The 19,544-nt window shown below is 64.2% G+C and carries 19 protein-coding genes; 17 read left to right on the top strand and 2 right to left on the bottom strand.

Translation table 11 applies throughout. From position 1 onward, the window contains the following. The first annotated feature begins 49 nt into the window (after positions 1-49). The 3 genes from NKJ11_RS12145 to NKJ11_RS12135 all read left to right on the top strand — a co-directional run bounded on the left by NKJ11_RS12145 (position 50) and on the right by NKJ11_RS12135 (position 2,731). Complete coding sequence (locus tag NKJ11_RS12145) at positions 50-904, top strand: MetQ/NlpA family lipoprotein (RefSeq protein WP_352553230.1); 855 nt, start codon at positions 50-52, stop codon at positions 902-904. A gap of 92 nt (positions 905-996) precedes the next feature. Beyond that, positions 997-2,094 carry a methionine ABC transporter ATP-binding protein gene (locus NKJ11_RS12140; protein WP_352793393.1) on the top strand — a complete coding sequence of 366 codons (1,098 nt, stop codon included), beginning with the start codon at positions 997-999 and terminating at the stop codon, positions 2,092-2,094. After that, on the top strand, positions 2,075-2,731 hold the full coding sequence (locus NKJ11_RS12135) for a methionine ABC transporter permease (RefSeq protein ID WP_352793391.1): 657 nt from the start codon (positions 2,075-2,077) through the stop codon (positions 2,729-2,731). The genes NKJ11_RS12140 and NKJ11_RS12135 overlap by 20 nt, the downstream gene beginning before the upstream one ends. A 75-nt stretch (positions 2,732-2,806) precedes the next feature. Here NKJ11_RS12135 and NKJ11_RS12130 read toward each other — a convergent pair whose 3' ends face one another. Both NKJ11_RS12130 and NKJ11_RS12125 read right to left on the bottom strand, forming a co-directional pair. Beyond that, the gene (locus tag NKJ11_RS12130) at positions 2,807-3,316 is read right to left on the bottom strand and encodes a flavin reductase (RefSeq protein ID WP_352673099.1); all 510 of its coding nucleotides are present in this window, start codon (positions 3,314-3,316) and stop codon (positions 2,807-2,809) included. A 6-nt stretch (positions 3,317-3,322) separates the two neighbouring features. Next, the gene (locus tag NKJ11_RS12125) at positions 3,323-4,867 is read right to left on the bottom strand and encodes a 4-hydroxyphenylacetate 3-hydroxylase N-terminal domain-containing protein (protein ID WP_023810827.1); all 1,545 of its coding nucleotides are present in this window, start codon (positions 4,865-4,867) and stop codon (positions 3,323-3,325) included. Positions 4,868-4,959: 92 nt separating this feature from the next. On the opposite strand from NKJ11_RS12125, the gene NKJ11_RS12120 reads away from it, so the two are divergent. From NKJ11_RS12120 to NKJ11_RS12055, 14 genes are all read left to right on the top strand, one after another. Further along, positions 4,960-5,829, top strand: coding sequence for a helix-turn-helix domain-containing protein (locus NKJ11_RS12120; RefSeq protein ID WP_023810826.1), 870 nt, complete (start codon positions 4,960-4,962; stop codon positions 5,827-5,829). 252 nt (positions 5,830-6,081) lie between these two features. After that, positions 6,082-6,489 (top strand): hypothetical protein, encoded by a 408-nt coding sequence (locus NKJ11_RS12115; protein WP_245273201.1) that lies wholly within the window; start codon positions 6,082-6,084, stop codon positions 6,487-6,489. A gap of 152 nt (positions 6,490-6,641) precedes the next feature. Further along, positions 6,642-7,736 (top strand): transporter substrate-binding protein, encoded by a 1,095-nt coding sequence (locus NKJ11_RS12110; RefSeq protein ID WP_023810824.1) that lies wholly within the window; start codon positions 6,642-6,644, stop codon positions 7,734-7,736. After that, positions 7,733-8,350, top strand: coding sequence for an ANTAR domain-containing response regulator (locus NKJ11_RS12105; RefSeq protein WP_023810823.1), 618 nt, complete (start codon positions 7,733-7,735; stop codon positions 8,348-8,350). Before NKJ11_RS12110 ends, NKJ11_RS12105 begins: the two co-directional genes overlap by 4 nt. 19 nt (positions 8,351-8,369) lie before the next feature. Then, positions 8,370-9,236 (top strand): ABC transporter permease, encoded by an 867-nt coding sequence (locus tag NKJ11_RS12100; protein WP_196815320.1) that lies wholly within the window; start codon positions 8,370-8,372, stop codon positions 9,234-9,236. Further along, positions 9,233-10,153, top strand: a complete 921-nt coding sequence (locus NKJ11_RS12095) for an ABC transporter permease (protein ID WP_023810821.1) — start codon at positions 9,233-9,235, stop codon at positions 10,151-10,153. Before NKJ11_RS12100 ends, NKJ11_RS12095 begins: the two co-directional genes overlap by 4 nt. A gap of 82 nt (positions 10,154-10,235) precedes the next feature. Beyond that, positions 10,236-11,831, top strand: coding sequence for an ABC transporter substrate-binding protein (locus NKJ11_RS12090; RefSeq protein WP_502905793.1), 1,596 nt, complete (start codon positions 10,236-10,238; stop codon positions 11,829-11,831). Further along, the gene (locus NKJ11_RS12085) at positions 11,821-12,765 is read left to right on the top strand and encodes an acetamidase/formamidase family protein (RefSeq protein WP_352611507.1); all 945 of its coding nucleotides are present in this window, start codon (positions 11,821-11,823) and stop codon (positions 12,763-12,765) included. The genes NKJ11_RS12090 and NKJ11_RS12085 overlap by 11 nt, the downstream gene beginning before the upstream one ends. A 208-nt stretch (positions 12,766-12,973) precedes the next feature. After that, entirely contained in the window at positions 12,974-14,737 is a 1,764-nt protein-coding gene (locus tag NKJ11_RS12080; protein WP_352793388.1) for an ABC transporter ATP-binding protein, read from the top strand. A 209-nt stretch (positions 14,738-14,946) separates the two neighbouring features. Continuing rightward, positions 14,947-16,155 carry an ABC transporter substrate-binding protein gene (locus NKJ11_RS12075; protein ID WP_352793387.1) on the top strand — a complete coding sequence of 403 codons (1,209 nt, stop codon included), beginning with the start codon at positions 14,947-14,949 and terminating at the stop codon, positions 16,153-16,155. Positions 16,156-16,167: 12 nt separating this feature from the next. Beyond that, positions 16,168-16,947 carry an ABC transporter ATP-binding protein gene (locus tag NKJ11_RS12070; protein WP_023810815.1) on the top strand — a complete coding sequence of 260 codons (780 nt, stop codon included), beginning with the start codon at positions 16,168-16,170 and terminating at the stop codon, positions 16,945-16,947. Further along, a complete protein-coding gene (locus NKJ11_RS12065; RefSeq protein ID WP_023810814.1) occupies positions 16,940-17,650 on the top strand; it encodes an ABC transporter ATP-binding protein in 711 nt (236 codons plus the stop codon). Before NKJ11_RS12070 ends, NKJ11_RS12065 begins: the two co-directional genes overlap by 8 nt. A 7-nt stretch (positions 17,651-17,657) precedes the next feature. Continuing rightward, the gene (locus NKJ11_RS12060; protein ID WP_023810813.1) at positions 17,658-18,545 is read left to right on the top strand and encodes a branched-chain amino acid ABC transporter permease; all 888 of its coding nucleotides are present in this window, start codon (positions 17,658-17,660) and stop codon (positions 18,543-18,545) included. Position 18,546: 1 nt separating this feature from the next. Further along, entirely contained in the window at positions 18,547-19,518 is a 972-nt protein-coding gene (locus NKJ11_RS12055; RefSeq protein ID WP_023810812.1) for a branched-chain amino acid ABC transporter permease, read from the top strand. The last annotated feature ends 26 nt before the right edge of the window (positions 19,519-19,544 follow it).

Here is a 19,544-nt window from a genome sequence, read left to right as displayed (position 1 = left end):
GCTAGGCAGTCCGCTTGGCCGCATGACTTCACAACCGCAGAGATCAATCATGTCCGACTTTAAAAACACTTTGCCATCTTCCTCAGGGTCAACCATCAACCGGCGCAGCGGCCTGGCTCTGCTGTTCGCATCGGCCGTCGCGGTCGGCAGCCTGATGGCACCGCATGCATCGTTCGCCGAGGACAAGAAGGCGATCAAGGTCGGCATCATCAGCGGCGAGGACGAGGATGTCTGGCGCGTCGTCGTCGCCCAGGCGGCCGAAAAGGGCCTCGCCATCGAGACCGTGGTGTTCAACGACTACACCCAGCCCAACGAGGCGCTGGAGCGCGGCGAGATCGACGCCAACGCCTTCCAGCACCAGCCCTATCTCGACAACCAGATCAAGACACAGGGCTACCACATCGTGCGTGTCGGCTATACCGGCGTCTGGCCGATCGGCCTCTACTCGAAGAAGTACAAAGCAGTCGCCGACCTGCCCGAGGGCGCGGTCGTCGGCGTGCCGAACGACCCATCCAACGAAGGCCGGGCGCTGCGCGTGCTGCAGAACGAGGGCGTGATCAAGCTGAAAGACGGCACCGGCATTCTGGCCACCACCGCCGACATCGCCGAGAATGCGAAGAAGGTGGTGATCAAGGAACTCGACGCCGGCATCGTCGGCCGCTCGGTCGAGGATCTCGACGCGGCCGTGGTCAACACCGACTGGGCGCTGAAAAGCGGCCTGACGCCGGAAAACCGCATCGCGCAGGAGCCCATCGCCGACAATCCCTACCGCAACTTCATCGCGGTGAAGGCCGGCAACGAGAACGAGGCCTGGGTGAAGACGCTGGTGGCCTCCTATCAGAACGAGGCGGTGAAGGCCGAGTTCGACAAGGTCTACAAGGGCACCGGCCTCAGCGCCTATTGATCCGATCGTCGACCGGAAACCCGGTTCGAGAGCAACAGCGGTCCGCGCTCAGGCGCGGGCCGCGATTGCGTTTTCGGAGAACAGGAACATTCATGAACCAGCATATCACGGCATCCGGAGAAACCGCCGATCCGACGCATGCCCGGCCCGACGCGTCTCAGGACGTCGTGCGCCTCGTCGACCTGAAGCGCCGCTTCGGTGTGACAGCGGCGCTCGACGGCATCTCGCTGACCGTGCGCAAGGGCGAGATCCTCGGCATCATCGGTCGCAGCGGCGCCGGCAAATCGACGTTGATCCGCTGCCTGAACGGGTTGGAACGGCCTGACTCCGGCGAGGTGTTCATCGAGGGCCGCGAGATCAGCCGGCTAGGCGAGCGCGACCTGCAGCCGTTGCGGCGACGCATCGGCATGATCTTCCAGCATTTCAACCTGCTGTGGGCCAAGACCGTCGAGGACAATGTGGCGCTACCGCTCAAGATCGAGGGGCGCCCGAAGGCCGAGAGGCTGAAGCGCGCCGCCGAACTGCTCGATCTCGTCGGCCTGTCGGAGAAAGCAAAAGCCTATCCGGCGTCGCTGTCGGGTGGCCAGAAGCAGCGCGTCGGCATCGCCAGGGCGCTGGCAGCACGGCCGGCGCTGCTTTTGTCGGATGAAGCCACTTCGGCGCTCGATCCGGAGACGACGCGCTCGATCCTTGCGCTGCTCAGGGATATCAACCGGCAGCTCGGCCTGACCATCCTGCTGATCACCCATGAGATGGAGGTGATCCGCTCGATCGCCGACCGCGTGACGGTGATCGATGCCGGGCGCATCGTCGAGCAAGGCCCGGTCTGGTCGGTATTCGCCGACCCGCGCTCGGACATCACCAGGAGCCTGCTCGGCGCCATCCGGCCGCAGCTGCCAGCCGAACTGGCGGCCCGGCTGCTGCCGGGGGCCAGCGCGGAGACGATCCTGCGCGTGGATGTGGCCGGCGAAGCGGCAAGCGGGCCATTGCTGTCCGACCTTGCCACGGCTGTTCCAGGCACCTTCCGCCTCGTCCATGGCGGCATCGACCATATCCAGCAGCAGCCGGTCGGCACGCTGTTCCTTTCGGTTCCCGGCAGCGATGCAAATCATCTCGCTGACATCATCACATTCCTGAAGGCCCGCCAGGCGCGGGTGGAGGTGCTTGGCCATGTCGCCGATCCTGTTTGAACTTCTGCTGCGTTCGATCTGGGAGACGGTGCTGATGACGGCCGCCTCCGGCCTCATCTCGCTGGTCTTCGGCCTGCCGCTCGGCCTGGCCTTGATCGCCACCGAACGCGGCGGGATTGCCGAAAGCCTGTGGGTGAACCGGTCGCTTGGCGCCGTCATCAACGGCTTCCGTTCGGTGCCCTTCATCATTCTTCTGGTCGCGCTCATCCCGGTGACGCGGCTGATCGTCGGCACCTCGATCGGCACATGGGCGGCCATCGTGCCGCTGTCGATCGCCGCCACGCCCTACTATGCGCGCATCGCCGAAGTGTCGCTGCGCGAAGTCGATCGCGGGCTGATCGAGGCGGCGCGCGCCATGGGCGGCAACCGCTGGACGATCATCCGCGAGGTGCTGGTGCCGGAAGCCCTGCCCGGCATTGTCGCCGGCTTCACGGTGACGCTGGTGACGCTGATCGGTGCCTCGGCCATGGCCGGCGCCATCGGTGCCGGCGGCCTCGGCGACCTCGCCATCCGCTACGGCTATCAACGATTTGAGACGTCCATCATGATCGCGGTGGTCCTCGTGCTGATCGTCCTGGTCTGCGGCATCCAGTGGGCGGGGGACCGGCTGGTGGCGAGGCTGGATCGGCGGGGGTGAAAGACTGGCTGGTGGCACGGCCGCGTACGGGATAGGCGGAGGCATCCCCGCCACCAAACCGTCTGACACCCGGCTTCACCCGCCAAAGCTGCCAAGCCGCGTCGGCTGCGTGTAGTTGCGGTCGACATAGAGCAGGGCCGAACCGCCGCTGCCGTGCCGGACATCGATGACGCGGCCGATCATGACATTGTGCGTGCCGACGATATGCACAGTCTCGATCTCGCAATCGAAATTGACGATCGCATCCGACAGCGCCGGCGTACCGGAGGTCAGCGTCTGCCAGCGTGCGGCGGAGTAGCGCGCTTCCATGTCCCTGGTCGCGCCGGCGAACTTTCCCGCCAGATGCATGTGGTCATGCGTCAGCACGTTGACGCAGAAGCGCTGGTTGGACAGGAACATGGCGGCCTGCGTCGAGCGCCCGTTCATGCACACCAGCAGCGTCGGCGGCTCGTCGGAGACGCTGCACATGGCGGTGGCGGTGAAGCCGCCGCGCCCTGCCGGGCCATCGGTGGTGACGATGTTGACCGGCGCGCAGACCCTCGCCATGGCGTCGCGGAAATCGGTTTTCGAAATCTGCGTGGCCATCTGGTTTCACTCGGCCGTTGAGACAAGCGGATTGAACCAGGTATCGCCCGTCCAGCCATTCTCGTCATAGTCGGCCATGCAGGTGTCGACGAGCTCTTCCATCGCCTTCAGCCGCCCGCCGCGTTCAGCTCCTTTCAGCACCTGCAGCCGCACCTCTTCCGGCGCGCCGGCATAGTTGAGCTCGTAGAGCGCGTGACGGCCGCCGAACTCGGTGCCGGTCGCGTCCCACAAAAGCTTCATGATCTTGATGCGCTCGATGTGGCCCATGTCGTTGGAGCCGCGCACATATTGCGCCAGATACTTGTCGATCTCGGGGTTGTTGAAGTCGCGCACCGACGACGGCAGGTAGATCAGCCCGGACGCGATCACCCGGCGCACGGTGTCGATGACGCGCGGATAGGCTTCCGACATGAAGGTGCGGTAGGCGAGCGCGGCTTCCAGATTGGGCAGCACCGCACCATTCGCCCACGGGATCGGGTTGTAGGCCATGGCGTTGGAAAAGCTCCAGAACATGTGCCGCAGTGCAATGACCTCGCCCAGTGCCGCCTGGTTGCCGCGGAAAGCATCGCCGCCCGTGGCGCGCAGCGCCTTGGCCAGCAGGCCGGCGAGGAAATCGAGCTTGACGGCGAAACGCGTGCAGCCCTGGAAGCAGTAGCCATGCATGAAGCCGGACGCCGGGTGGAAGGACAGGATCTTCTGCGCATCGCGCAGCACCAGCACGTCCTCCCAGGGGATGAAGACATTGTCGAGCACCAGGATCGCGTCGTTCTCGTCGAAGCGTGACGACAGCGGATAGTCGAACGGCGCCGCCACCGTGTTGGCCGTCTGCTCGTAGGAGACGCGGCAGAACATCTTTATCCCCGGCGCATTCATCGGCACGATGAACATCACCGACAGCGACGGATCCTCGGTGACCGTCGCCGATCCCTGCGCCAGGAAGTTATAGTGCGTCAGCGCCGAGGACGTCGCCACCACCTTGGCGCCGGAGACGTAGATGCCGGCATCCGTCTCCTTGGTGATGTGGACGAAGACGTCCTTCACCTGTTCGGCCGGCTTGTGGCGGTCAATCGGCGGGTTGACGATGGCATGGTTCATGAACAGCACGGCTTCCTGGGCACGCCTGTGCCAGGACAGGGCATTGTCCCTGAACGGCCCGTACCAGTCTGCGTTGGCGCCGAGCGTATTCATCAGCGCCGCCTTGTAGTCGGGCGTGCGCCCCATCCAGCCATAGGACATGCGTGACCACTCGGCGATCGCCGTCTGCTGGGCGGCGAGTTCGCCAGAGGATTTGGCGACGCGGAAATATTTGTGGGTGTAGCCGCCCGAGCCGGTGTCGGTCGGCGAAGTCAGCGTGTCCCGTCGCAGGGGATCATGCAGCGCATCGTAGAGGCGCGCCAGCGACCGCGCCGAATTGCGCATCGACGGGTGCGTGGTGACATCGGCAATGCGTTCGCCATTGATATAGACCTCGCGGCCGTCGCGCAGGCTCTCCAGATACTCGGCCCCGGTGAACGGCCGTGCCTTGTCGGCGCGGAAGTCTTCTGATCGCATGATGGTCCTCCTCTTGAGTCGCAACACTAGCGCCTTGGGCATGCATCGGTTATGGACGGAACGGCAAAACCGATTGGACTTTTTCAGGCGCCATGAGCCAGAATTCCATCCCCGACTTCTTCGTCTATGGCGAGCCTGTGCGGCCGCTCGATGTCGGGTTCCTGCATGTCGAGACGGTGCTTGCGCGCAGCAATATCCATCTTGGTCAGGTTGCGGCGCACAAGCATCCGCAGATGGGCCAGATCACCTACTGGACCAGCGGCTCCGGCACCTACCGTATCGAAGACCGATCCTGGGACTTTTCGGCGCCTGCCGTCAGCTTCGTGCCGAGCGCTGTCGTGCATGGCTTCTCGATCGGACCCGGCACCGATGCCATCGTCGTCTCGGTCGCCGACGGCGCGCTCGCGGCCATCGCCGCTCACAGCCTGCTGCCGCTGGACAGGCCGGTCTTTGCCGACGGTCTGCCACGACACGCAGCGTGGGCGAGACTGGCGGCGGTGCTGGAGATGATCGCCGCCGAATATGCCGAGGCGCAAGCCGGCAATGACAGGGTCCTGCCGGCGCTGATCGCCGTCGCACTCTCCCACATTGCGCGCCTCAGCCCCGGCGTGACCGCCTCCGCCGCCTCTTCCGATGCTTCGCTGGCGCGGGGCCTGCGTCGGCTCGCCGACACGCATTTCCGCGACAACTGGCCGGTCGATCGCTACGTCGAGGCGCTGGCCACCACGCCGCATCTTCTCGACAAGGCTGCCCATGCGGTTCTGGGCGCCGGCGTCAAGCGGGTCGTCAGCGAAAGGCGGCTGCTGGAGGCCAAGCGCCTGCTGCTGTTCACCGTACGCACGGTGGAGGACATCGCCTACGAGATCGGCTTCGACGACCCGGCGTATTTTTCACGGTTCTTTCGCGCGCGAGTCGGCGAAGCGCCCGCCGCCTGGCGCCGGAAGCACTTGCAGGGCCATTGATCCTGCGTGAAATGCAGACCCCGTGACGCGCAATCCTCGATGTTGCAGCCACAGCCACTTTTTCGTGAAGCTGAACGGGTTGATCCCTTCGCCTGCCTGCCTAGGTAGAAAGGAGCGGCGGGTGCCACGCAAATCTGACATCGGACCAATCTGACGGTCGGCATGATATTTTCCTGCATTCAAAAGCTTGCCCTTCCTATTCTCTTCGTTGGCATCCAGTCTTCCTGCGTCGTTCCCGACGATACGTCGCGCGTGGCCAAGGTTGACCCCACCGCGGCGGCGGCTCGCAAGGAGATGGTCGGCCTCAGCGAAGCCGACGTCCGCATGTGCGCGGGGTTTCCGACCGCCACCGCGGACGCCGGCCGATCGGGCCAGATCTGGTCCTATAAGCGCGTCGTTCAGCGCGGCAATCTCAGCATCGTCGTCCCAACCATGGCATTGGGCGCGATCCCGGCGGTCGGTGGCTCCGTCAATGTCGCTCCCGGCGGTTATTGCGATACGCAAATTCGCATGGTCGACGGTCGCGTCGCCGAAGTTGCCTACGCCGGCGACAACAATATGCCGAACAGGCGCGACGCGCTTTGTGTCAGCACGGTGGACGCCTGCGTGACCTATGCGCGTCAACACGGTCAGAGGCCAGTGGCAGCGAAACGGCGATGACGGTCACGCAAATATCGTTGAGGGCTTGACTGACCCGCCGGACAGAATACGCTAGCGCAAAATACCGGCTCTGATCGCCGGGCGGCAAGAATGCCTCGTATGCCTCGCCCTCCCGGCGCTGGCTGCGAGGCATTGTCATTTTGGGGATCTGTTTGAAACGGCGTATCGAGATCGGCATCCTATATTCCCGCTCGGGGAGCTATCAGCTCGTCTCCGATGCGTGCCGCATCGGCGCCATGCGCGCCATCGCCGACATCAACGCCGATCGCAGCTCAGGTATCGAACTGGTGCCGGTCGAGCGCGATCCGCAAAGCAATGCCGACCGCTACGCAACGCTGTGCGAGGATATTTTCAGGACCAGCAGCGCGCGCCATGTCGTCGGGTGCGTCACCTCGTGGAGCCGCAAGGAAACCATTCCGGTGCTCGAGAAGGCGGGCGGCATGCTGTGGTACGCCTGCCCCTATGAGGGCTTCGAGGCCAACGAGCACGTCGTCTACATGCACGCCTGCCCCAACCAGCATCTGGTGCCGTTGATGGCGCATGTCGTGCCGCGTTTCGGCGCCAACGGTTTCCTGCTTGGCTCGAACTATATCTGGGGCTGGGAGATGAACCGCGTCGCCCGCGACCTGATCGCCGATGCCGGCGGCAAGGTTCTGGGCGAACGCTATCTGCGCATCGGCGAGACCGACGTGTCGCGTCTGATCGCGGAAATCCGCGCCACGCGGCCGAACTTCATCCTCAACAACCTGATCGGCACCTCGTCCTACGCCTTCCTCGCGGCCTATCGCGACCTAGGTCACGAGGATGCCGCCTTCAGTCCCGAGACTTGTCCCGTCATCTCCTGCAACCTCACCGAAGGTGAGCTGCCGGCGATCGGTGAATCCGGCAAGGGACATCTATCGGTCGGGCCGTACTTCGCGCCGCGGCCGGCCGCCTTCGCCTCGTCTTTCGAGGCCTCCGCCTATGCCTCCGTGCAGGTGATGGCCGACGTGCTCTCCAGCAATCCCGAAGCCGGTCCGGCGGAATTTTCCAGAGCCTTCGCAGAACGCCGCTTCTCCACCCGGCTCGGGCCGATCGCCATCGACGCGCACTCGCAGCACGCCACATTGCCGGTGATCATCGGGCGGATCGCGGACGGCTTCTTCGAGGTCGTCAGCCGCGAAGACGAAGTCGCGCCGGATCCCTATCTGTCGCGCTACGACCCGGCAAAAACATTCGGCCGCCCACGCCTGAGGGTGGTGTCGTGACGAGAGCCCCACGCATCCCCAATCTCGGCGGCGCCAAGGCGTTTATCCTGCATCGCCCGCATCCGACGGTGCAGGCGATCACCAGGCAATTGTCGGCCATCGGCCTGATCACGCTGGACTGCTGGCCGGAACTGCCGCCCGAGGCGCTGGCGGCCGATTTCGTGTTCTTCGACGCCGATCTCGGTTTCGACGAGCAGTTCCCCTGGAAGCCGGGCGAGGCGCCGATGCCGCTGGTGGCGCTGATCGGCTCCGAGGCGCCGGGCCGCATCGAATGGGCGCTGTCGCACAAGGCCGATGCCCAGCTCCTGAAGCCGGTCGGCAATGCCGGCGTCTACAGCGCGCTGCTGATCGCGCGCCAGAGTTTCGAGGCGCGAAAACACCTGGCCAGTGAGATTGCCTCGCTTCGCCAGCGCGTCGCCGAGCGCCAGACCATCGTGCGCGCGGTCACCGCACTGGCGAAAGGCACCGATGACGGCCGCGCCTATGCGCAGCTTCGCTCGCTGGCTATGAGCTGGCAGATCAGCGTCGAGGATGCCGCGCGGCGGATCGTGGCAATGACAAGTGAAGAAGCAACAGGGGAAGAAGGCGGCGATGACCAGTCCCATCGCGCCTGATCTCACCGCGCCAGGGCGCATGCCGGTCAAACCACGCGCCGGCGTCTGGCGCCGGCTGGTCAGGCGCCGTCTCGCACTGCTTGGGCTGATGATCGTCGCCATTGTCGTTGCCGGCGCCGTGCTGGCGCCATGGCTGACTGGCTATGATCCCAACGAGCAGATGTTCGACGGCCTGACCATCGAGGGCTCGCCCTTGCCGCCGGATGCAAAATTCTGGCTGGGCACCGACCTGCTCGGCCGTGACCTGTTGACCCGCATCCTCTACGGCGCCCGCACCTCGCTGATCATCGGCATCGTCGCCAATGGCGTGGCGCTGTTCATCGGCACGCTGGTCGGTGTTGTCGCCGGCTATTTCCGTGGCTGGATCGGCAGCGCGCTGATGCGCTTCACGGATTTGATGATGGCGTTTCCGGCACTGCTGCTCGCCATTTGCCTGGCGGCGGTGTTCGAGCCCAGCCTGTGGATCGTCGCCATGGTCATCGCGCTGGTCAACTGGGTGCAGACCGCCCGCGTCATCTACACCGAAACCTCTTCGCTGGCCGAGCGCGAATTCATCGACGCCGAACGCACCATAGGGGCGAGTGCACCGCGCATCCTGTTTCGCCATATCCTGCCGCATCTGCTGCCGACCATCATCGTCTGGGGCACGCTCGGCATCTCGACCACGGTGCTGCTCGAGGCGACACTCTCCTTCCTCGGCATCGGCGTGCAGCCGCCGACGGCGTCGTGGGGCAACATCATCTTCGAGAACCAGACCTATTTCCAGGCCGCACCCTGGCTGGTGTTCTTCCCCGGTGCCGCGATCCTGGCGCTGGCGCTGGCCTTCAACCTGATCGGCGACGCACTGCGCGACATCCTCGATCCGACACAGAGGGGCCGGGCATGATCGCCTATCTCGGCCGCCGCCTGATCCAGTCGCTGCTGATCCTGCTCGGCGTCTCGCTGATCACTTTCGCGCTGCTCTATCTCCTGCCCGCCGATCCGGTGCGCCAGATCGCCGGTCGCAGCGCCACGCCGCAGACGGTCGAGAACATCCGCCAGCAGCTCGGCCTCGACCAGCCCTTCATCGTCCAGTACTGGCGCTATCTCACGAAGCTCATCAGCGGCGATCTCGGCCGCTCCTACATCCAGCGCTCCGAAGTCACCGAGCTGATCGTCTCACGGCTGCCGGCCAGCTTGTTGCTGATGGTCGGCGCCATCCTGTGCGAGCTGCTGCTCGGCCTGAGCATGGGCCTGATCGCTGCCGTCAAGCGCGGTACCGCCACCGACCAGACGCTGATGGTCGCCTCCTTCGTCGGCGTTTCGGCGCCGCAATTCGTCGTCGGCCTGCTGCTGCTCTACGTCTTTGCCGTGCGGCTCAGCTGGTTCCCGATCGGCGGCTATGGCACCTGGCGTCATCTCGTGCTGCCGTCGCTGACCATGGGCATACTCGGCGCCGGCTGGTACGCCCGCATGATGCGCTCGTCGATGATCGATGTTCTGCGCCAGGATTATGTCCGCACCGCCCGCGCCAAGGGCCTGGCGCGGCGAGCCATCCTGTTCCGCCATGCACTGCCCAACGCCATCCTGCCGGTCATCGCCATGATCGGCATCGACATCGGCATCTTCATGGGTGGCATTGTCGTCGTCGAAAGCGTGTTCGGCTGGCCTGGCATTGGCCAGCTGGCGTGGCAGGCCATCCAGCGCGTGGACATCCCGATCATTATGGGCGTCACCCTGATCTCGGCCTTCGCCATCGTGCTCGGTAATCTGCTGGCCGACGTCATCGCGCCCTTCATCGACCCCCGCATCAAGCTCAGATGAAAATGAAAACCAGACAGAGAAAGGGAACATAAAAATGAAAAAGTTTCTCGCATCCACGGTAGCGGTATCGGCGCTGGCGCTGATGCTCGGCATGACAAGTGTTCGCGCCGAAGACGCCGTCGACCCGAACGCCAAGCAGGGCGGCGCCATCACCATCACCTACAAGGACGATGTCGCCACGCTCGATCCGGCGATCGGTTATGACTGGCAGAACTGGTCGATGATCAAGAGCCTGTTCGACGGGCTGATGGACTACGAGCCGGGCACCACCAATTTGAAACCCGACCTCGCCGAAAGCTACGAGATCTCGCCCGACGGCAAGACCTTCACCTTCAAGCTGCGCCATGGCGTGAAATTTCACAATGGCTGCGAAATGACCGCCGACGACGTGAAATATTCGCTCGACCGCGTCACCAATCCAAAGACCCAGAGCCCCGGCGCCGGCTTTTTCGGCTCGATCAAGGGCTATGACGATGTCGCCGCCGGCAAGGCCGAGAGCCTCTCCGGCGTCACCGTCGTCGACCCCTACACGGTCAAGTTCGAACTGACCCGCCCCGACGCAACCTTCCTGCATGTCATGGCCATCAACTTCTCGCATGTCGTGCCGAAGGAAGAGGTCGAGAAATACGGCGCCGATTTCGGCAAGCATCCGGTCGGCACCGGCGCCTTCAAGCTCGCCGAGTGGACACTCGGCCAGCGCATCGTCTTCGAGCGCAATGCGGACTATTGGCACAAGGGCCTGCCGCATCTGGACAAGATCACCTTCGAGATCGGCCAGGAGCCGATCGTTGCGCTGCTGCGCCTGCAGAAGGGCGAGATCGACGTGCCCGGCGACGGCATTCCGCCGGCAAAATTCCAGGAGGTGATGGCTGATCCCGAGCAGAAGGCGCGCGTCGTCGAAGGCGGCCAGCTGCACACCGGCTATGTCACCATGAACACCACCATGGCGCCGTTCGATAATGTGAAGGTGCGCCAGGCGGTCAACATGGCGATCAACAAGGCGCGCGTGATCCAGATCATCAACGGCCGCGCCGTGCCGGCCAATCAGCCGCTGCCGCCGTCGATGCCGGGCTACGACAAGGAATACAAGGGCTATCCCTATGACGTCGCCAAGGCCAAGGCCCTGCTTGCCGAGGCCGGCCATCCCGATGGTTTCGAGACGCAATTGTTCGCCATGAACACCGATCCCAACCCGCGCATCGCCCAGGCGATCCAGCAGGACCTGGCGGCCATTGGCATCAAGGCCAGCATCCAGTCGCTGGCGCAGGCCAATGTCATTGCCGCCGGCGGCGACAAGGCCGGCGCACCGATGATCTGGTCCGGCGGCATGGCCTGGATCGCCGACTTCCCCGATCCGTCGAACTTCTACGGCCCGATCCTCGGCTGCGCCGGTGCGGTGCCGGGCGGCTGGAACTGGTCGTGGTACTGCAACAAGGATCTCGACGCCAAGGCGGCCGAGGCCGACTCGGTGGTCGATCCCGCCAAGGCTGGCGAACGCGACAAGATGTGGAGCGCCATCTACGACAAGGTGATGGAGGACGCGCCTTGGGCGCCGGTCTTCAACGAGCAGCGCTTCACCATGAAATCGGCGCGCATGGGCGGCGCCGACAACCTCTATGTCGACCCGGTCCATATCCCGATCAACTACGACAATGTGTACGTAAAAGATGTGCAATAACTGCGACTACACCATCCACGGGCGCCAACATCATTTCGGCTGGGACAATTCGTTTGCCCCGGCCGAGCGGGTGGCGCCCGGCTCGACCATCGAGTTCCAGTGCCTGGATTCCTCTGGTGGCCAGTTGAAGGCCGACAGCACGGTCGCCGACGTCGCCAAGCTCGACTTCGCCACCGTCAATCCGGTGACCGGGCCGATCTTCGTCGAGGGCGCCGAGCCGGGTGACGCACTGAAGGTGACGATCGAGATGTTCAAACCGTCCGGCTTCGGCTGGACGGCCAACATTCCGGGCTTCGGGCTGCTCGCCGACGACTTCAAGGAGCCGGCGCTGAACATCTGGAAGTACGACGCTGCCTCGCTCGAGCCGGCGCTGTTCGGCAAAAATGCGAGGGTGCCGCTGAAACCCTTCGCCGGCACCATCGGCAACGCCCTGGCGGAAAAGGGTCACCACTCGGTGGTCCCGCCAAGACGCGTCGGCGGCAATCTCGACATTCGCGATCTCGCCGCCGGCACCACGCTGTACCTGCCGGTGGAAGTGGCGGGCGCGCTGTTTTCGGTCGGCGACACCCATGCCGCGCAAGGCGACGGCGAGGTCTGCGGCACGGCAATAGAGAGCCCGATGGACGTCGTGCTCAAGCTCGACCTGGTCAAGGATGCCAGGCTGAAGACGCCGCGCTTCACCACGCCAGGCCCGGTGACGCGCCATCTCGACGCCAAGGGCTATGAGGTGACGACGGGAGTTGGGCCGGACCTGATGACGGGTGCAAAGGAGGCGGTTGCCCAGATGGTCGACCTGCTTTCCACCCGCTACAGAATAGACCCCGTCGAGGCCTACATGCTGGCCTCGGTCTGCGGCGATCTCCGCATCAGCGAGATCGTCGACATGCCGAACTGGGTGGTGTCGTTCTACTTCCCGCGCTGCGTGTTTGAATGAGGTTGGGCCGGCGCTGCACCCCCCTCTGTCCTGCCGGACATCTCCCCCGCAAGGGGGGAGATCGGATGTCACGACGGGCTTCGCCACTTTTCAACGGTGACGAATGGACGCCGCGGCAAAGCCGCCAATCTCCCCCCTTGCGGGGGAGATGTCCGGCAGGACAGAGGGGGGTGTGCCGGAGTAAATCCCCCTCCGGGTCACACGCGCAATGATCGCCGCCAGCAAACCCATCCTCCACATCGCCAACCTCTGCGTCAGCGTGCGCGGCGAAGATGGCGAGCGCGAGGTCGTCTCCGACCTGTCGCTGACTTTGGCGCGTGGCGAGACGCTCTGCATTGCCGGTGAATCCGGCTCCGGCAAATCGATGACCGCACTGGCCATCATGCAATTGCTGCCGCAGCCCGCAGCCCGCATATCGTCTGGGAAAATCCATCTCGGCGATACAGATCTGACAACTCTGGACGAGCGCCGGATGCGGCGCATCCGCGGCGACCGCATCGCCATGATCTTCCAGGAGCCGATGACCTCGCTCAACCCCGTGCTGTCGATAGGCCGGCAGCTCACCGAATCCATCGAGGCACACACCAGCCTGTCGCAGGGCGAAGTCCGCCGGCGCGCCATCGAGGCTCTGAAAGCGGTGCGCATTTCGGAAGCCGAAAGCCGGCTAAAGCAGTTTCCGCACGAACTGTCCGGCGGCATGCGCCAGCGGGTGATGATCGCCATGGCGCTGGCGCTCGAGCCGGACGTGCTGATCGCCGACGAGCCGACGACGGCACTTGACGTCACCGTGCAAGGCGAGGTGCTGGAGCTGCTGCGCGACCTGCAGCGCCAGCACGGCACCAGTGTCATCCTGATCACCCACGACATGGGCGTCGTCGCCGAAATGGCCGACCGCGTCATCATCATGCGGCATGGCCGCATGGTCGAAGAGGGAAAAACCGCTGACATTTTTGCCAGGCCCCAAGCCGACTATACGCGCGAGCTGCTGGCCGCCGTGCCGCGCATTGGCAGCGGTGTCGGGCGCCAGAAATCCAGGAATGCCGAGACGGCAAGGCCGGCCAATATCGCCGAGGTCAACGACCTGCATGTCCGCTTCGACCAGCATGGCGGCTTCTTCGGCCGGGTCACCCGTCGCGTCCACGCCGTCGAAGGCGTTAGCTTTTCGATCGCGCCCAACGAGACGCTGGCGCTGGTCGGCGAATCCGGTTGCGGCAAGTCGACCACCGCCAAGGCGCTGGCCGGACTGGTGCCCTACAGCGGAGGCGTCGTCATCGGCGGCCGCAATTTGTCTGGCCTTGGCCGCGACGAGCGTAAGGCGGTGCGCCGCGACGTGCAGATGATTTTTCAGGATCCCTACGCCTCGCTCGACCCGCGCATGCGCGTCGGCGAACTCGTCGCCGAGCCGCTGCTGATCCATGGCATCGCCTCGAAGCAAGAGCGCAGCGACCGTGTGGCCGCGCTGTTCGAGCGCGTCGGCCTGTCGGCCGATCAGATGGAACTCTATCCGCATGAATTCTCCGGCGGCCAGCGCCAGCGCGTCTGTATTGCGCGTGCCCTTGCGCTGCGGCCGAAGCTGATCATCGCCGACGAAAGCGTCTCGGCGCTCGACGTCTCGGTGCAGGCGCGCGTGCTCGATCTGTTGAAGGAATTGCAGCGCGAATTCGGCGTCGCCTATCTCTTCATCTCGCATGACATGGCTGTGGTCGAGAACATCTCCGACCGCGTCGCCGTCATGTATCTCGGCCAGATCGTCGAGATGGGCACGCGCGACCAGGTCTTTTCCAACCCGCGTCATCCCTACACCAGGCGGCTGATCGAAGCCGTGCCCGTGCCCGATCCGGCTAAGCGGCGAAGCCGCTTCGCCCGCCTCGACCAGGAGATCCCGAGCGCCACCCGCAGGATCGGCGAGGCGCCGTTGAAACTGGCGCTGAGGGATGTCGGCAACGGCCACCTCGTCGCCGCCGAGGGCTGAGGCAAGTACCGCCGCGGGTCGCGGTTCACGTGTTTGTGTTTCTATCCCGGGCTCAACGCCGGCATTCTGTCCCCAAAGCGCATCGCTTCGAACACGAAATCCGGGACGGCCTCTTGCCCTCTGTCCCTATCTTCCTCATGTTCAATACCATTGCGATGATCGATCGTAGGAGGGTCGGTCGGATTCATCGCTTTGGGAGGAAGTCAACCATGAAGGTAAGCCTTTTCGTTTCCGCAGCACTTCTCGCCGCATCCGCGATCCCCGCCTCGGCCGCCGAAATTTCGGACGGCAAGGTCAAGATCGGCATCCTCAACGACCAGTCGGGCGTCTATGCCGATTTCGGCGGCAAGTGGTCGGTCGAGGCGGCCAAGATGGCGGTCGAGGATTTCGGCGGCAAGGTGCAGGGAGCGCCGATAGAAATCATCAGCGCCGACCACCAGAACAAGCCGGACATCGCCTCCAACATCGCCCGGAAGTGGTATGACACCGAACAGGTCGATGCCATCATGGAACTGACGACCTCTTCGGTGGCGCTCGCCGTCCAGGGGATTTCCAAGGAAAAGAAGAAGATCGACATCGTCACCGGCGCGGCAACCACCGAGCTGACCGGCAAACAATGCTCGCCCTATGGCTTCCACTGGGCCTATGACACTCATTCGCAAGCGGTGGGCACCGGCGGCTCTCTCGTGCAGCAGGGCGGCGACAGCTGGTTCTTCGTCACCGTCGACTATGCATTCGGCTATTCGCTGAAGGATCAGACCACCAAGTTCGTCGAGAGCCATGGCGGCAAGGTGCTGGGCGAGGTGCGTTATCCCCTGGGATCGACCGATTATTCGTCCTTCCTGCTGCAGGCGCAATCGTCGGGCGCCAAGGTCATCGGCTTGGCCAATGCCGGCCTCGATACCTCCAACTCGATCAAGCAGGCGGCCGAATTCGGCATCGTGCAGGGCGGTCAGCGTCTTGCCGCACTCCTGTTCACGCTGGCCGAGGTGCATGGGCTTGGCCTTCAAGCGGCGCAGGGCGTTGTGCTGACCGAAGGCTATTATTGGGATCGCGACGACAAGAGCCGCGAATTCGGGCAGCGCTTTTTCAAGCGCACCAACCGCATGCCGAACATGATCCAGGCCTCGACCTATTCGGCGGTGACGCAGTACCTGAAAGCGATCGACAAGGCCGGCACGGACGAGACCGAAGCGGTCGCCAAGCAACTGCATTCGATGCCCGTGGACGACGCCGCGATAACCAACGGCAAAGTGCAGGCGGACGGCAACATGGTCCATGACATGTACCTCTATCAGGTCAAGTCGCCAGCCGAGAGCACCCAGGAGTGGGACTACTACAAATATCTCGCCACCATTCCTGGCAACGAGGCCTTCCTTAGCGAAAAGGAAAGCGGCTGTCCGACGGCCGGCCAGTGATCGGCGCGGCCGATGGCGCCGACTGACCTGAGCGCGAACGAGCCGCCTGTGGTGCTTTCCGCCCGCGGGTTGCGGCGCGACTTTGCCGGCTTCATCGCCGTCAAAAACGTCGATCTCGATGTCCGCCATGGCAACATCCATGCCCTGATCGGACCCAACGGCGCCGGCAAGACGACCGTCTTCAACCTGCTCACCAAGTTCCTGGCGCCGACCAGCGGCAGGATCGAGCTGCTCGGCCACGACATCACCCGCACCTCGCCGGCCAGGGTCGCGCGGATGGGCCTGGTGCGCTCGTTCCAGATATCGGCGATTTTTCCGCACCTCAGCGTGCTCGACAATGTGCGCGTCGCGCTGCAGCGGCCGGGCGGGCTCAGCGTTCAGTTCTGGCGCTCGCTGGCGGCGCTCGACCGGCTGACGCCGCGCGCCGAGGAATTGCTGCGCTCGGTCGGTCTCGACGACGCCAGGAACAGGCTCGCCGGCGACCTTTCCTATGGCAGGAAACGCGTGCTCGAGATCGCTACGACCCTGGCGCTCGATCCGAAAGTGCTGCTGCTGGACGAGCCGATGGCCGGCATGGGGCATGAGGACGTGGCCACGGTTTCCAGCCTCATCCGTTCGGTGGCCAGGGATCGCGCCGTGCTGATGGTCGAGCACAATCTGACCGTCGTGGCCGACCTTTGCGACTGGATAACGGTCATGCAGCGCGGCGAGGTGCTGGCCGCCGGCGACTACGCCACCGTCAGCCGCGACGAGCGCGTCAAGATCGCCTATATGGGCACCGCCGATGACTAGTGCCGCACCTCTGCTTGCAGTCAGCGGCCTCAACGCCTGGTATGGCGAGGGCCATGCGTTGCACGGCGTCGATCTGGAGGTGTTTGCCGGCGAGACGGTCACGCTGCTCGGCCGCAACGGCGTCGGCAAGACGACGACGCTGCGCGCCATCATGGGGCTGATCCGCAAGCGAACCGGCCGGATCGCTTTCGACGGCCAGGATCTGATGCGGCTGCCGCTGCACCGGACCGCGCATCAAGGCATCGGCTTCGTGCCGGAGGAGCGCGGTATCTTCGCGACGCTGACCGTCGACGAGAACCTGGTTCTGCCGCCGGTCGTCGCGCAGGGCGGCATGAGCGTCGAGGAGATTTTCGACCTGTTCCCCAATCTGAAGGAGCGGCGCAACAGTCCAGGCACGAGGCTGTCGGGCGGCGAACAGCAGATGCTGGCGATCGCGCGCATGTTGAGAACCGGTGTGAAAATGCTGCTTCTCGACGAGCCGACGGAGGGTTTGGCCCCCGTCATCGTGCAGCGCATTGGCGCGTTGCTGGCGACGTTGAAAAAGCGCGGCATGACGATCCTACTGGTGGAGCAGAACTTCCGCTTCGCCAGCCGTGTCGCCGATCGTTTCTATCTGATGGAGCACGGCAAGGTGGTGGCGGGGTTTCCGGTCGGCGAGCTGCCGGACCGCATGACGCAGCTCCACGAAGTCCTGGGTGTATGATGGCGCCATGACGATGATCTTCGGCATCCCCGTTCAGGCTTTCCTCGGCCAGTTGCTGGTCGGCCTGATCAACGGCTCGTTCTACGCCATGCTGAGCCTGGGCCTGGCTGTCATATTCGGCCTGCTGCGGGTCATCAATTTCGCCCATGGCGCCCAATATATGCTCGGCGCCTTCGTCGGTTATCTGCTTCTCACCTATCTCGGCATCGGCTACTGGCCCGCCTTGATCCTTGCGCCGCTGATCGTCGGTGCCTTCGGCATCGTGGTCGAGCGCCTTGCGCTGTCGAGACTGTACGATCTCGATCCGCTCTACGGCCTGCTCTTCACCTTCGGCCTCGCGCTCGTGCTCGAAGGCATCTTCCGCTACTATTACGGCGTCTCGGGAAACCCCTACGCCGTGCCGCCGCTGCTTTCGGGAGGCACCAATCTCGGCTTCATGTTCCTGCCCAACTATCGCGGCTGGGTCGTCGTCGCCTCGCTGATCGTCTGCTTCGGAACCTGGGCGCTGATCGAGAAGACCAGGCTCGGTTCCTACCTGCGCGCCGCGACGGAGAATCCCCGCCTCGTCCAGGCTTTCGGCGTCAACGTGCCCTTGCTGCTGACCCTGACCTACGGCCTCGGCTCCGCGCTGGCCGGGCTTGCCGGGATTCTGGCAGCGCCGATCTATCAGGTGAGCCCGCTTATGGGGTCGGATCTCATCATCGTCGTCTTCGCCGTCGTCGTGGTCGGCGGCATGGGATCGATCCTTGGCGCCATCGTCACCGGCTACATGCTTGGCCTTGCCGAAGGCCTGACCAAGGTCTTCTACCCCGAGGCCTCCAACCTCGTGGTCTTCGTCATCATGGCGATTGTGCTTCTGGTCCGGCCGGCCGGCCTGTTCGGAAGGGACGCCTGACATGTCGGAACTGACGCTTCGCGAGACATCGGCCAAAACCTCGGCACGGCTTGAATGGACGCTGGTCGGGCTCGGCATCCTGGCGCTGCTGGTGGCGCCTTTCCTGGTCTATCCGATCTTCCTGATGAAGATGCTGTGCTTCGCGCTGTTTGCCTGCGGGTTCAATCTTCTGCTTGGTTACACCGGGCTGCTGTCATTCGGCCACGCAACCTTCTTTGGCGGCGCCGCCTACTTCACCGCGCATGCCGTCAAGGTCTGGGGCTGGCCGCCGGAAGCCGGCATTCTGCTCGGCATGGCGGGTGCGGCCTTGCTCGGCCTCGTCATGGGCTTCTTCGCCATTCGCCGGCAAGGCATCTATTTCGCCATGATCACGCTGGCACTGTCGCAGATGTTCTTCTTCTTCTGCGTGCAAGCGCCGTTCACGCAAGGCGAGGACGGCATTCAGGGCATACCGCGCGGCATGCTGCTAGGCGTCCTCGACCTGAACGTCTCGCTGAACATGTATTATTTCGTGCTGGCGGTGTTCCTGATCGGCGTCTTCGCCATCTGGCGCATCGTCAATTCGCCATTCGGCATGATCCTGCGCTCGATCCGGGAAAACGAGAATCGCGCCATTTCGCTGGGCTATTCCGTCGCCAACTACAAGCTCGGCGCCTTCGTCATGTCGGCGGCACTGGCCGGGCTGGCAGGCTCGCTCAAGGCCATCGTCTTCCAGTTCGCCACGCTCACCGACGTCACTTGGCAGATGTCGGGCGAGGTGATCCTGATGACGCTTCTGGGCGGCATCGGCACCATGGTCGGGCCGATCATCGGCGCCAGCCTTGTCATCGGCCTGGAAAACACGCTTGCCACTTCCGGCTTTCCGGTGACCATCGCCACCGGCCTGATCTTCATGGTGTGCGTGCTGATCTTCCGGCGCGGCATCGTCGGCGAATTTTACGCGCGGATTTTCGGGCGGGCGGGAAAGGACTGATCAGCTGCAGGTTGGTGGGACGCAGT

The sequence above is a fragment of the Mesorhizobium sp. M0243 genome (assembly GCF_040321775.1).
Taxonomy (GTDB): domain Bacteria; phylum Pseudomonadota; class Alphaproteobacteria; order Rhizobiales; family Rhizobiaceae; genus Mesorhizobium.
The sequence above is the reverse complement of the archived record's forward strand: the minus strand, read 5'-3'. Positions and strand labels throughout refer to the sequence as shown.

Coding starts and splice junctions, on each gene's coding strand:
- NKJ11_RS12120 (WP_023810826.1), top strand. CDS start 4,960: ATGAGCCAGAATTCCATCCCCGACTTCTTCGTCTATGGCGAGCCTGTG.
- NKJ11_RS12130 (WP_352673099.1), bottom strand. CDS start 3,316: ATGGCCACGCAGATTTCGAAAACCGATTTCCGCGACGCCATGGCGAGG.
- NKJ11_RS12085 (WP_352611507.1), top strand. CDS start 11,821: ATGTGCAATAACTGCGACTACACCATCCACGGGCGCCAACATCATTTC.
- NKJ11_RS12055 (WP_023810812.1), top strand. CDS start 18,547: ATGTCGGAACTGACGCTTCGCGAGACATCGGCCAAAACCTCGGCACGG.
- NKJ11_RS12075 (WP_352793387.1), top strand. CDS start 14,947: ATGAAGGTAAGCCTTTTCGTTTCCGCAGCACTTCTCGCCGCATCCGCG.
- NKJ11_RS12070 (WP_023810815.1), top strand. CDS start 16,168: ATGGCGCCGACTGACCTGAGCGCGAACGAGCCGCCTGTGGTGCTTTCC.
- NKJ11_RS12090 (WP_502905793.1), top strand. CDS start 10,236: ATGCTCGGCATGACAAGTGTTCGCGCCGAAGACGCCGTCGACCCGAAC.
- NKJ11_RS12060 (WP_023810813.1), top strand. CDS start 17,658: ATGACGATGATCTTCGGCATCCCCGTTCAGGCTTTCCTCGGCCAGTTG.
- NKJ11_RS12080 (WP_352793388.1), top strand. CDS start 12,974: ATGATCGCCGCCAGCAAACCCATCCTCCACATCGCCAACCTCTGCGTC.
- NKJ11_RS12065 (WP_023810814.1), top strand. CDS start 16,940: ATGACTAGTGCCGCACCTCTGCTTGCAGTCAGCGGCCTCAACGCCTGG.
- NKJ11_RS12095 (WP_023810821.1), top strand. CDS start 9,233: ATGATCGCCTATCTCGGCCGCCGCCTGATCCAGTCGCTGCTGATCCTG.
- NKJ11_RS12135 (WP_352793391.1), top strand. CDS start 2,075: ATGTCGCCGATCCTGTTTGAACTTCTGCTGCGTTCGATCTGGGAGACG.
- NKJ11_RS12140 (WP_352793393.1), top strand. CDS start 997: ATGAACCAGCATATCACGGCATCCGGAGAAACCGCCGATCCGACGCAT.
- NKJ11_RS12125 (WP_023810827.1), bottom strand. CDS start 4,867: ATGCGATCAGAAGACTTCCGCGCCGACAAGGCACGGCCGTTCACCGGG.
- NKJ11_RS12100 (WP_196815320.1), top strand. CDS start 8,370: ATGCCGGTCAAACCACGCGCCGGCGTCTGGCGCCGGCTGGTCAGGCGC.
- NKJ11_RS12145 (WP_352553230.1), top strand. CDS start 50: ATGTCCGACTTTAAAAACACTTTGCCATCTTCCTCAGGGTCAACCATC.